Origin of the sequence: Pseudomonas sp. BRM28, assembly GCF_002939405.1 — a bacterium.
Lineage (GTDB): Bacteria > Pseudomonadota > Gammaproteobacteria > Pseudomonadales > Pseudomonadaceae > Aquipseudomonas > Aquipseudomonas palmensis.
Genome location: NZ_PEFV01000001.1, coordinates 102,805 through 114,866, shown reverse-complemented (window position 1 = coordinate 114,866; position 12,062 = coordinate 102,805). Strand labels below are relative to the sequence as shown.

The window sequence follows — 12,062 nt, the reverse complement described above, 5'->3', positions numbered from 1 at the left end:
GGCGTGAATCTGCGCTGGCACATATCTTGATGACTGTTGGTCGAATGCCTGCACGGCTGGCCGGCAGGCATCAGCGGATTTCTCTGGAGAGCGGTAATGATCATCGGCGGTAACCTGTATGTAGAAGCGCTGTTCGACAGCGCGACCTCGACCATCAGCTACCTGGTCATGGACCAGGCCAGCGCGCACTGCGCCCTGATCGACAGCGTGCTGGACTATGACCCCAAGGCCGGGCGTACCGATACCGCCTCGGCCGACAAGCTGATCGCACGGGTACGCGAGCTGGGTGGTCAGGTGCAGTGGATACTCGAGACCCATGTGCACGCCGACCACCTCTCTGCTGCCGCCTATCTCAAGCAGGCGCTGGGAGGCCAGGTGGCCATCGGCAGCCGCATCACCCAGGTGCAGAAGGTGTTCGGCACGCTGTTCAATGCCGAACCCGGCTTTGCCCGTGATGGCAGCCAGTTCGATGTGCTGCTGGACGACAACGGCGAGCTCGCCCTTGGCACGCTCAAGCTGCGCGCCTTGCACACCCCGGGGCATACCCCGGCCTGCATGACCTACCTGGTACAGGCCGGTGACGAGTGCGTCGCGTTCGTCGGCGACACCTTGTTCATGCCGGATTACGGCACGGCCCGCTGCGACTTCCCCGGGGCCGATGCGCGCACCCTGTACCGCTCGATCCAGCGCATCCTGGCCCTGCCGGATGCCACCCGCCTGTTCATGTGCCACGACTACCTGCCCGGAGGCCGTGCGTTGCGCTACATGACCACGGTGGGCGAACAGCGCGCCAGCAACATTCACATTCGCGACGGCATCAGCGAGGACTGCTTCGTGGCCATGCGCGAAGCCCGTGATGCCACCCTCGACATGCCGCAACTGATCCTGCCCTCGGTGCAGGTGAACATGCGCAGCGGCCAGTTGCCCGAGCCGGAAGACAACGGTGTGCGCTACCTGAAGATCCCGCTCAACAAGCTCTGAACCTGCTGCACCAGAATTATTATTAAAGGACGTACTGCCATGCCTGCCCCCTCCTCTGCCGCTGCCCGCGAGGTCAGCCACCACAAGGTGCTGATCGTCGGCGCCGGTGCCGCCGGAATCGCCACCGCCTCCAGCCTGCTGGCGCGTGATGCCTCGCTGGATATCGCGATCATCGACCCCGCCGACGTTCACTACTATCAACCTGGCTGGACCATGGTCGGCGCGGGCGTGTTCCGTGCAGCGTCCACCGCCCGCACCCTGGCCTCGACCGTGCCGGCGGCGGTCAGGTGGATCAAGGCCGCCGTGCAACAGTTCGACCCGCAGGCGCAGACCGTCAGCCTGGATGACGGGCGCCTGGTGAGTTACGAACAGCTGGTGGTATGCCCCGGGCTGCGGTTGGCCTGGGACGCCATCGACGGGCTACTCGAGACCCTCGGCCAGAACGGCGTGACCTCCAATTACCGCTACGACCTGGCACCCTACACCTGGCAGCTGGTGCAGGGCCTGAAGGAAGGCCGCGCCGTGTTCACCCAGCCACCGATGCCGATCAAGTGCGCCGGTGCCCCACAAAAAGCCCTGTACCTGTCGTGCGACCACTGGCTGCGCAGCGGGCGCCTGGGGGCGATCCAGGCGCAGTTCTTCAACGCCGGCAACGTGCTGTTCGGTGTCGCCGACTATGTGCCGGCGCTGATGGAATACATCGACCGTTACGGCGTGGACCTCAACTATTCACACCGGCTGGTGGCGGTGGACGGGCCGGGCAAGCGCGCGACCTTTCTGCGCACCCTGCCCGACGGCAGCAGCGAAACCGTGGTGCAGGCATTCGACATGCTGCATGTGGTACCGCCGCAGGTTTCGCCGGACTTCATCCGCAACAGCCCGCTGGCTGATGCGGCCGGTTGGCTCGAGGTCGACCCGGCCACCCTGCGCCATGCGCGCTACGGCAACATCCATGGCCTGGGCGATGTGATCAACACCAGCAATGCCAAGACGGCCGCCGCTGCCCGCAAGCAGGCGCCGGTGGTGGCCAACAACGTGCTGGTGGCACTGGGGCGCCTGTCGCGTCTGGCCGAGTACGACGGCTACGGGTCGTGCCCGCTGACGGTGGAGCGCGGCAAGATCGTGCTGGCCGAGTTCACCTACGGCGGCAAGCTGGCACCAAGCTTTCCGCGCTGGTTGCTCGACGGGCGCAGGCCCACGCGCCTGGCCTGGCTGCTCAAGGCGCGGATACTGCCGCCGCTGTACTGGCGCTGCATGCTCAAGGGGCGCGAATGGCTGGCCAAGCCAGTTGCGCGACTGCGTGAGGCGCGCCAGTGACAGAGCATGAACTGGTCGGCGCCGGTCTGGGCGCCCTCATTGGCATCATCCTGGCCCTGACGGGCGCCGGTGGCGGCATTCTTGCGGTGCCGCTGCTGGTGTTCGGCCTGGGCCTGAGCATGGTCGAGGCGGCCCCGGTCGGCCTGCTGGCGGTGGGACTGGCGGCAGGTGTAGGTGCGGTGCTGGGGCTGCGTCAGGGGCTGGTGCGCTACCGGGCCGCGCTGTTCGTCGCGCTGATCGGCATGTGCGCCACCCCCTTCGGCCTGCTGCTGGCGCATCGCCTGCCCAACGCACCGCTGGCGCTGGGGTTCAGCGTGGTGCTGGTGTATGCCTGCGCACGCATGCTGCGCAAGGCCCGGCGCGAGCTGCGGGGCGAGCCGCCCTGTGCGGATCGTGCCCTGCAGCCCTGTGTGCTCAACCCGTTGCAGGGGCGCTTGCGCTGGACCCTGCCCTGCGCCCGCGCATTGGCCTTCACCGGATTGCTCAGCGGCCTGCTGTCCGGCCTGCTCGGGGTCGGTGGCGGGTTTGTGATCGTGCCTGCCCTGGGGCGCTACACCAACCTTGAGATGAAAAGCATCGTCGCCACGTCGCTGGCGGTGATCGCCCTGGTGTCGCTGGGCAGCGTGTTGAGCGCCAGCCTCAGCGGGGTGATGCACTGGGGTGTCGGCGTGCCGTTTGCCGGCGGTGCGGTGGCGGGCCTGGTGGTTGCGCGCCAGTTCGCCCACCGCCTGGCCGGGCCGCGTCTGCAACAGGGCTTTGCGCTGGTGGGGATAGCGGCTGCCCTGTTGCTGGCGGTCAACACCCTGGCGCGCTGAACGCCGCTCACTCGGCGAGCAGTTCGCCCTGCTCGTCGGCGCACAGCGCCAGCAGGTAGTCCCACACTACCCGCAGGCGCACCGACTTGTGCAGTTCGCGCCGGGTGCTGATCCAGTAGCTGCGCTGGATGGTTTCGCTGGGCAGCACGCGCACCAGGTGCGGGTCGTGGCGGGCCATGTAGTTGGGCAGTACCGCGATGCCCAGCCCGGCACGCGCCGCATGCTGCTGGGCGATCACGCTGGTGCTGCGAAACACCACGTTCGGTGCGCGGCAGAAGCTGTTGAGAAACAGCAACTGCTGGCTGAACAGCAGGTCGTCCACGTAGCCGATCCAGCTGTGCCGGGCCAGGTCTTCGCGGCTGTTGAGCGGCGCAGCCCTGGCCAGGTACTCGGGGCTGGCATACAGCGCCAGGCGGTAATCGGTGAGTTTTCGCGTGATCAACAGGTCGGCATGCGGGCGTTCCAGGTGAATGCTGATCTCTGCCTCGCGGTTGATGATGCTGACAAAGCGCGGCACTGCGACCAGCTCCACCTCCAGCCCCGGGTAGCGTTCGAACAGGCTGCCCATGCGCGGGGTGAAGAACATGATGCCGATGCCCTCGGTCACCCCCAGGCGAATCTTGCCCAGCGGCGTGATGGCCTGGGTGATCTCCTCCTGCGCCAGCAAGGCGACGTTCTCCATGGCTTCGGCGTGCTTGAGCAGGGCCTGCCCGGCCGGGGTCAGTTCATAGCCCTGGGCGTGCTGCACGAACAGTGCCGTGCCCAGGCTGCTCTCGATGCTCTCGATATGCCGGGCCACGGTGCTATGGGTGGTGTTGAGGCGCTTGGCGGCGGTCAGCAGGCGGCCGCTACGCTGCAACTCGAGAAAAAACCGCAGGTCATTCCAGTCGAACATGCTTTTCCTTGTGAATCAGAGGTTCACTTGCGTTGTTCTAAAACGCACAGCCGTTGCGTGAAATCTAACGTGTTCAACTCGAAAATAATCAATAACACTGGCCTGGACAAGAATAAAAATCAGGCGCGAGGTCTTCATGGCACCAGCCGATCATTCCTACGACTACGTGGTAGTCGGTGCCGGCCCTGCCGGCTGTCTACTGGCCAATCGGCTGTCTGCCGACCCTGGCTGCCGCGTGCTGCTGCTCGAAGCCGGCGGTCGCGACAACTACCCCTGGATCCACATTCCGGTGGGCTACCTCTATTGCATTGGCAACCCGCGTACCGACTGGTGCTTCAAGACCGAAGCGCAACCGGGGCTCGACGGTCGCAGCCTGGGCTACCCACGGGGCAAGGTGCTGGGCGGGTGTTCCTCGATCAACGGCATGATCTACATGCGCGGTCAGGCCCGCGACTACGATCACTGGGCCGAACAGGGCAATCCCGGGTGGGCCTGGAATGACGTGCTGCCACTGTTCAAGGCCAGCGAAAACCATTTTGGCGGCGCCAGCGAGCTGCACGGCAACGCTGGCGAATGGCGGGTCGAACGCCAGCGCTATTCGTGGGCGATCCTCGATGCGTTTCGCGAGGCGGCAGCCCAGAGCGGCATCGCCAGCATTGACGACTTCAACGGTGGGGATAACCAGGGCTGTGGATACTTTCAGGTCAACCAGCGCAGCGGCGTGCGCTGGAATGCGGCCAAGGCATTCCTGCGCCCCGTGCGCCACCGCCCCAACCTGACGGTGCTGACCGGCGTCGAGGTGGACAAGGTGCTGCTCGACAATGGTCGCGCTTCGGCCGTTCAGGCGCGCTGGCAGGGCAGCGAACAGCGTTACCAGGCCCGCCGCGAAATCATCCTGTGTGCCGGGGCGGTGGGTTCGCCGGGCATTCTTCAACGCTCCGGCATCGGCCCGCGGCCATTGCTGGAACGCCTAGGCATCCCGGTATTGCACGAATTGCCCGGCGTGGGCGGCAACCTGCAGGATCACCTGCAACTGCGCCTGATCTACAAGGTCAGCAACGTGCGCACCCTCAACCAGGTGGCCAACACCCACTGGGGCAAGCTGGGCATGGGCCTGCGCTATCTGTATGACCGCAGCGGCCCGTTGGCCATGGCGCCGAGCCAGCTGGGGGCGTTCGTGCGCTCTCACCCCGAGCAGCCCACGCCCAACCTGCAGTACCACGTGCAGCCCCTGTCGCTGGACCGCTTCGGCGAGCCGCTGCACCGCTTTGCCGCATTTACCGCCTCGGTGTGCAACCTGCGCCCGCTCAGCCGCGGGCGTGTGGATATCCGCTCGGCCAACCCGGGCGATGCACCGGTCATCGACCCCAACTACCTCAGCGAGCCTGAAGACCTGCGCGTCGCCGCCCAGGCCATCCGCCTTACCCGACAGATCGTGCAGGCCCCTGCCCTCGCCGCTTTTGCACCGGTCGAATACCTGCCAGGCGCAGCACTCGATACCGAGGAGCAGTTGCAGCAGGCTGCCGGGCAGATCGGCACCACCATTTTCCACCCGGTAGGTACCTGCCGCATGGGCAACGGCCCGCTGGATGTGGTGGACGCGCAACTGCGCGTGCATGGCGTGGCGGGGTTGCGCATCGCCGATGCCTCGATCATGCCGCAGATCACCTCTGGCAATACCTGTTCACCCACCTTGATGATCGGCGAGAAGGCCGCGCAACTGATTCTTAAGGCCGCACCCGCAGCCAGCAACAGCAGTGGCAAGACCGCGTTAGCGACGCCCTGAGGGCGGCGTGTAGTGACGTCGGCAGCGGTCGGCCGGCGACGACAGTGGAACAACAACAAGAATCACTGTGCCCGCAAGGGCCGAGGACAGCACGATGTCGGACACTCTTCAACAGCAGGGCGCTGCAGCCGCGGGCAACAGCCGCCGCGAAGAACGCAAGATCATTTTCGCGTCATCCCTCGGGACGGTTTTCGAGTGGTATGACTTTTTTCTCTATGGGGCGCTGGCGGTCGTCATCAGCAAGCAGTTCTTCGCCGGGGTCAACGACACCACGGCATTCATCTTCGCGCTGATGGCGTTCTCTGCCGGGTTCCTGGTACGGCCCTTTGGCGCTCTGGTGTTCGGGCGCCTGGGCGACATGATCGGGCGCAAGTACACCTTCCTGGTCACCATCGTGCTGATGGGCCTGTCGACCTTTGCGGTGGGCCTGCTGCCCAACTACGCCAGCATCGGCATTGCCGCGCCGATCATCCTGGTGGTGCTGCGCATGCTCCAGGGCCTGGCCCTGGGTGGCGAGTACGGCGGCGCGGCCACCTATGTGGCCGAGCACGCGCCGCCCGGCAAGCGCGGCTTTCACACCGGGTTCATCCAGTCCACCGCTACCCTCGGCCTGCTGCTTTCGCTGCTGGTGGTGCTGGGCAGCCGTTACCTCACGGGCGACCAGTTCGAGGTATGGGGCTGGCGCCTGCCGTTTTTGCTGTCGATCGTGCTGCTGGGTATCTCCACCTGGATCCGCATGAGCATGCACGAGTCGCCGGCCTTCGTGAAAATGAAGGCCCAGGGCAAGACCAGCAAGTCGCCGATTCGTGAGTCGTTCGGCTCGTGGGCCAACCTCAAGATCGTGCTCACCGCACTGTTCAGCATCAACGCCGGCCAGGCGGTGACCTTCTACACCGCGCAGTTCTATGTGCTGTTCTTCATGACCCAGATGCTCAAGATGGACCCGGCCCAGGCCAATACCCTGCTGATCATCAGCGTGGTGATCGGCGCGCCGTTCTTCGTGTTCTTCGGCTGGCTGTCGGACCGGATCGGGCGCAAGCCGATCCTGATGCTCGGCCTGCTGCTGGCCACCGTGCTGTACTTCCCGCTGTTCAAGGGCCTGAGCCACTACGCCAACCCGCAGATCGACGCGGCCAGCCGCCAGGCGCCGATCGTGGTGATGGCCGATCCGCAGGGCTGCACCTTCCAGTTCGACCCGGTGGGCAAGGCACGTTTCGACAGCACCTGCGACAAGGTCAAGACCTTCCTGGTCAAGCAGGGCCTGCCGTACAGCTCGCAATCGGTGCCTGCCGGCACCGAGGTGGTGGTGACCATCGGCGAGCAGCGTATCGACGGCTTCGACGAAGCGGCCATGCGTGCGGCCATCGAAAAGGCTGGCTACCCGGCCAAGGCAGACCCGGCCAACGTGAACCAGCCGATGGTGGTGCTGCTGATCGTGGTGATGATCCTGATCGCGACCATGACCTATGGTCCGCTGGCGGCGGTGATGGTGGAGCTGTTCCCCACGCGCATCCGCTACACCTCGATGTCGCTGCCGTATCACATCGGCAATGGCTGGTTCGGCGGCTTCCTGCCGACGGTATCGTTCGCGCTGGTGGTGTATACCGGGGATATCTTCTACGGGCTGTGGTACCCGGTGCTGATTACCGGGGTGAGCCTGGTGGTGGGGATCTTCTGCCTGAAGGAGACCAACAAGGTGGACCTGGACAAGGTGTGAAAGGGCCTTAAGTAATCCACAAAAAAACCGGCCTAAAAGCCGGTTTTTTTATCGCGCGAAAAAACTTATGCACGATTTTCGCAAAACAGTCATACAGAGAAATAAGAAGTTAAATCATAAGGTTAGCGAATTTTTCTGAAAGAAATCCAAATACTGTACACACGTTATCCACAGAACGGTCAGGTCACCGGCTGGGCGTCGTCTGGGGCGTGCGCCGGCAGCGAACCGAGGTCGCGCTGGGTCTGCTCGTTCCATGCCGCCGCACGGTCGTTGAGCGCTGCGATGGCGCGTGGCCCGGTGCCTTCGGCATACATAGGCTCGCCGATCACCACCTCGATGGTGCCGGCGCGCTTGCCCCAGCCTTCCTTGGGCCAGTACTTGCCGGCGTTGTGCGCGATCGGCAGCACCGGCAGGTTGGCATTAACCGCCAGCGCGGTACCGCCACGGGAGAACTTGCCGATCTTGCCGAACGGCACGCGGGTACCCTCCGGGAAGATCAGCACCCACACACCGTCCTTGAGCAGCTTGTCGCCTTCGGTGGCCACCTGCTTGAGCGCAGCCTTGGGGTTGTCGCGGTCGATGGCGATGGGCCGCAGCATGGCCATGGCCCAGCCGAAGAACGGCACGTACAGCAGTTCGCGCTTGAGCACCTGGCTCAAGGGCTGGAAATAGGCGGAGAGGAAAAACGTCTCCCAGGTGCTCTGGTGATTGGAGAGGATCACGCAGGGTTGCGCCGGAATGTTCTCGGCCCCGGTGACGTTCACCCGAATGTTCAGGAAAACACGCACCAGCACCAGCGCAAAACGGCACCAGTACACATTGATGAAGCGGTAACGGGCGCGGAACGAAAGGAACGGCGCGATAAAGAAGCTCAGGGTGCACCACAGCAACGAGCTGGTACCCAGCAGCAGGTAAAAAAGAAAAATTCTGATCGCCTGCAGGATCGACATAGCGGAATGTACCGTTGCGGGCTAACCCGCCTGTGTGTGGATAAGTGCACTGGCGATCGACGCCAGGTCATCGAAAATCAGCGTTGCCTCGGGCACGCCCTTGCTCAGGGTCTGCTCGCCTTTGCCGGTCATTACCAGAACCGGTTGTGCATCGACGGCGCGCGCGGCTTCCAGGTCACCCTTGCTGTCACCCACGAACCACACCCCGGCCAGGTCGACCGCGTAATGGTTGGCAATGGTGCGCAGCATGCCCGGCCTGGGCTTGCGGCAATCGCAGCCGTCGTCCGGGCCATGCGGGCAATAGACGATCAGGCCCACCTCGCCGCCCTGCTCCGCCACCAGCTCGCACAGGCGCGCGTGCATGGCGTGGAGGGTGGCCAGGCTGTAATAGCCACGGGCGATGCCCGACTGGTTGGTGGCCACCGCCACCGTCCAGCCGGCCTTGCTCAGCTGCGCAATGGCCTCGATCGAACCCGGGATGGGAATCCACTCGTCCAGCGACTTGATGTAGGCGTCGGAGTCCTGGTTGATCACCCCGTCCCGATCGAGAATCAGCAGCTTCACGTCCTACCCCAGCAGCGAGATGTCGGCCACGCCCAGGAACAGGCCGCGCAGGCGGCTGAGCAGGGCATAACGGTTGGCTCGCACGTTGGCGTCGTCGGCGTTGACCATCACCGCCTCGAAGAACGCATCCACCGGCTCGCGCAGCGCGGCCAGGCGCGCCAGCGACTCGCTGTACTGACGCGCAGCGGCCATCGGTTGTACCGCCTGATCGGCCTGTTGAATGGCCGAGTACAGCGAGAACTCGTTGGCGTTGTCGAAGTACTTGGGCTCTACCGAGGTAGCCACCGAACCTTCGGCCTTGCTCAGCAGGTTGGACACACGCTTGTTCACCGCAGCCAGGGCTGCGGCTTCCGGCAGCTTGCGGAACGCCTGCACGGCTTGCACGCGCTGGTCGAAGTCCAGTGCCGAGCCTGGCTTGAGCGCACGTACCGAGAGGTAGGTGGCCACGTCGATGCCTTCATCTTCGTAACGCGCACGCAGGCGGTCGAAGACGAATTCCAGCACCTGCTCGCTCAGGCCGGCAGCCTTGACCTTGGCACCGAACTGGGCGACGGCGACGTTCACCGCCTCGTTCAGGTCCAGGTCCAGCTGCTTCTCGATCAGGATACGCAGCACGCCCAGGGCGGCGCGGCGCAGGGCATAGGGGTCCTTGCTGCCGGTTGGCAGCATGCCGATGCCGAAGATGCCGACCAGGGTGTCGAGCTTGTCGGCGATGGCCACGGCCGCACCGGTCAGGGTCGAGGGCAGTTCGGCACCGGCACCGCGCGGCATGTACTGCTCGTTCAGGGCCAGGGCGACGTCTTCGGGCTCGCCGTCGTTGAGGGCGTAGTAGTAGCCGGCAACGCCCTGCATTTCAGGGAACTCGCCAACCATCTCGGTGGCCAGGTCGCACTTGGACAGCAGGCCGGCACGCGCCGCGCGCTGGGCGTCGCCGCCGATGCGCTGGGCAATGAACGCAGCCAGCTTGGCCACGCGCTCGGCCTTGTCGAACACGCTGCCCAGCTGTGCCTGGAACACCACGTTCTGCAGGCGCTCGTTGAAGCTTTCGAGCTTCTGCTTCTTGTCCTGCTTGAAGAAGAACTCGGCGTCGGTCAGGCGCGGGCGCACGACCTTCTCGTTGCCTTCGATGATCTGCTTCGGATCGCGGCTCTCGATGTTGGCCACGGTGATGAAGCGCGGCAGCAGCTTGCCGTCCACGTCCAGCAGGCAGAAGTACTTCTGGTTGTCCTGCATGGTGGTGATCAGGGCTTCCTGCGGCACCTCGAGGAAACGCTCCTCGAACGAGCACACCAGCGGCACCGGCCATTCGACCAGCGCGGTCACTTCGTCGAGCAGGGCCGGCGGCACGATCGCGGTGCCTTCCTGCAGGGTGGCCAGTTCGGCGGTGCGTTTGCTGATCAGCTCGCGGCGCTCGTTGGCGTCTGCCAGCACATAGGCGGCGCGCAGGTCGGCCAGGTAGTTGGCAGGCGAGGTGATGCGCACGGCTTCAGGGTGGTGGAAGCGGTGGCCACGCGAGTCGCGGCCGGCCTTCTGGGCGAGGATGGTGCAATCGATGACCTGGTCACCGAGCAGCATCACCAGCCACTGGGTCGGACGCACGAACTCTTCCTTGCGTGCACCCCAGCGCATGCGCTTGGGAATCGGCAGGTCGTTGAGCGAGTCTTCGACGATGGTCGGCAGCAGGCTGGCGGTCGGCTTGCCGACGATGTTCTGGCTGTAGCGCAGCTTCGGCCCGCTCTGGTCGATTTCACTGAGGTCCACGCCGCACTTCTTGGCAAAACCCAGGGCGGCCTGGGTCGGGTTGCCGTCGGCGTCGAACGCGGCCTGGCGTGGCGGGCCGTCGAGGTTGACGCTGCGGTCCGGCTGCTGGGTGGCCAGGGCGGTGATCAGCACCGCCAGGCGACGTGGCGCGGCGTACACGGTCTTGCTCTCGAAGCTCAGGCCGGCCGCTTGCAGGCCCTTGTCGATGCCGGCCAGGAAGGCTTCGGCCAGGGTGTTCAGGGCCTTGGGTGGCAGCTCTTCGGTGCCCAGTTCTACCAGGAAATCTTGAGCACTCATTGTGCAGCCTCCAGCTTGGCCAATACTTCGTCACGCAGGTCCGGGGTCGCCATCGGGAAGCCCAGCTTGGCACGGGCCAGCAGGTAGGCCTGGGCCACGGCACGCGCCAGGGTGCGCACGCGCAGGATGTACTGCTGACGCGCGGTCACCGAGATGGCGCGGCGTGCATCCAGCAGGTTGAAGGTGTGCGAGGCCTTGAGCACCATTTCATAGCTTGGCAGCGGCAGCGGCTGGTCCAGTTCGATCAGGCGCTTGGCCTCGCTCTCGTAGAAGTCGAACAGTTCGAACAGCTTGTCGACGTTGGCGTGCTCGAAGTTGTAGGTGGACTGCTCCACCTCGTTCTGGTGGAACACGTCGCCGTAGGTCACCTTGCCGAACGGGCCGTCGGCCCATACCAGGTCGTAGACCGAGTCCACGCCCTGCAGGTACATGGCCAGGCGCTCCAGACCGTAGGTGATCTCGCCGGTGACTGGGTAGCACTCGATGCCGCCGGCCTGCTGGAAGTAGGTGAACTGGGTCACTTCCATACCGTTGAGCCAGACTTCCCAGCCCAGGCCCCAGGCGCCCAGGGTCGGCGACTCCCAGTTGTCTTCGACGAAGCGGATGTCGTGCACCAGCGGGTCCAGGCCCACGTGCTTGAGCGAGCCCAGGTACAGTTCCTGGAAGTTGTCCGGGTTCGGCTTCAGGACCACCTGGAACTGATAGTAGTGCTGCAGGCGGTTGGGGTTTTCGCCGTAGCGGCCGTCAGTCGGGCGACGACTGGGCTGCACATAAGCGGCGTTCCAGGTTTCCGGGCCGATGGCGCGCAGGAAGGTGGCGGTATGAAAAGTGCCGGCGCCTACTTCCATATCGTAGGGCTGAAGTACCACACAACCTTGCTCGGCCCAGTACTGCTGCAGGGCGAGGATCAGGTCTTGGAAGGTACGCACGGCTGGCGTAGGCTGGCTCACGAAATTCACCTTTTCCAGGGCTGCGAATA

The 12,062-nt window shown here is 64.8% G+C and carries 10 protein-coding genes; 5 read left to right on the top strand and 5 right to left on the bottom strand.

The annotated features are described in order from the left end of the window. Positions 1 to 96 precede the first annotated feature (96 nt). Genes CR917_RS00555 through CR917_RS00545 form a run of 3 tightly spaced genes read left to right on the top strand, consistent with a single transcriptional unit; the run spans position 97 to position 3,113 of the window. Complete coding sequence (locus tag CR917_RS00555; RefSeq protein WP_043862233.1) at positions 97 to 981, top strand: MBL fold metallo-hydrolase; 885 nt, start codon at positions 97 to 99, stop codon at positions 979 to 981. A gap of 39 nt (positions 982 to 1,020) precedes the next feature. Beyond that, complete coding sequence (locus tag CR917_RS00550) at positions 1,021 to 2,298, top strand: FAD/NAD(P)-binding oxidoreductase (protein ID WP_104571754.1); 1,278 nt, start codon at positions 1,021 to 1,023, stop codon at positions 2,296 to 2,298. Continuing rightward, entirely contained in the window at positions 2,295 to 3,113 is an 819-nt protein-coding gene (locus CR917_RS00545) for a sulfite exporter TauE/SafE family protein (RefSeq protein ID WP_043862235.1), read from the top strand. Before CR917_RS00550 ends, CR917_RS00545 begins: the two co-directional genes overlap by 4 nt. Before the next feature lie 7 nt (positions 3,114 to 3,120). On the opposite strand, the gene CR917_RS00540 is transcribed toward CR917_RS00545, so the two are convergent. Next, a complete protein-coding gene (locus CR917_RS00540) occupies positions 3,121 to 4,008 on the bottom strand; it encodes a LysR family transcriptional regulator (RefSeq protein ID WP_054916053.1) in 888 nt (295 codons plus the stop codon). 136 nt (positions 4,009 to 4,144) lie between these two features. On the opposite strand from CR917_RS00540, the gene CR917_RS00535 reads away from it, so the two are divergent. Further along, positions 4,145 to 5,794 carry a GMC family oxidoreductase gene (locus tag CR917_RS00535; RefSeq protein ID WP_104571753.1) on the top strand — a complete coding sequence of 550 codons (1,650 nt, stop codon included), beginning with the start codon at positions 4,145 to 4,147 and terminating at the stop codon, positions 5,792 to 5,794. A 94-nt stretch (positions 5,795 to 5,888) separates the two neighbouring features. Beyond that, on the top strand, positions 5,889 to 7,511 hold the full coding sequence (locus CR917_RS00530; RefSeq protein WP_043862238.1) for an MFS transporter: 1,623 nt from the start codon (positions 5,889 to 5,891) through the stop codon (positions 7,509 to 7,511). A gap of 179 nt (positions 7,512 to 7,690) precedes the next feature. Here the strand turns inward: CR917_RS00530 and CR917_RS00525 are convergent, their stop codons facing one another. Genes CR917_RS00525 through glyQ form a run of 4 tightly spaced genes read right to left on the bottom strand, consistent with a single transcriptional unit; the run spans position 7,691 to position 12,033 of the window. Next, entirely contained in the window at positions 7,691 to 8,461 is a 771-nt protein-coding gene (locus CR917_RS00525) for a 1-acyl-sn-glycerol-3-phosphate acyltransferase (RefSeq protein WP_043862239.1), read from the bottom strand. 21 nt (positions 8,462 to 8,482) lie between these two features. Beyond that, entirely contained in the window at positions 8,483 to 9,025 is a 543-nt protein-coding gene (gmhB, locus tag CR917_RS00520; protein ID WP_104571752.1) for a D-glycero-beta-D-manno-heptose 1,7-bisphosphate 7-phosphatase, read from the bottom strand. 3 nt (positions 9,026 to 9,028) lie between these two features. Then, entirely contained in the window at positions 9,029 to 11,083 is a 2,055-nt protein-coding gene (gene glyS, locus CR917_RS00515; RefSeq protein ID WP_043862241.1) for a glycine--tRNA ligase subunit beta, read from the bottom strand. Next, positions 11,080 to 12,033: a glycine--tRNA ligase subunit alpha gene (gene glyQ, locus CR917_RS00510; RefSeq protein ID WP_043862242.1), complete on the bottom strand. Its 954-nt coding sequence runs from the start codon at positions 12,031 to 12,033 to the stop codon at positions 11,080 to 11,082. Before glyQ ends, glyS begins: the two co-directional genes overlap by 4 nt. Positions 12,034 to 12,062 lie beyond the last annotated feature (29 nt).

Bases quoted from the DNA above. Each gene is read 5' to 3' on its own strand.
- CR917_RS00555 (WP_043862233.1), top strand. From the start codon at position 97: ATGATCATCGGCGGTAACCTGTATGTAGAAGCGCTGTTCGACAGCGCG.
- CR917_RS00535 (WP_104571753.1), top strand. From the start codon at position 4,145: ATGGCACCAGCCGATCATTCCTACGACTACGTGGTAGTCGGTGCCGGC.
- CR917_RS00540 (WP_054916053.1), bottom strand. From the start codon at position 4,008: ATGTTCGACTGGAATGACCTGCGGTTTTTTCTCGAGTTGCAGCGTAGC.
- glyS (WP_043862241.1), bottom strand. From the start codon at position 11,083: ATGAGTGCTCAAGATTTCCTGGTAGAACTGGGCACCGAAGAGCTGCCA.
- CR917_RS00530 (WP_043862238.1), top strand. From the start codon at position 5,889: ATGTCGGACACTCTTCAACAGCAGGGCGCTGCAGCCGCGGGCAACAGC.
- CR917_RS00525 (WP_043862239.1), bottom strand. From the start codon at position 8,461: ATGTCGATCCTGCAGGCGATCAGAATTTTTCTTTTTTACCTGCTGCTG.
- CR917_RS00550 (WP_104571754.1), top strand. From the start codon at position 1,021: ATGCCTGCCCCCTCCTCTGCCGCTGCCCGCGAGGTCAGCCACCACAAG.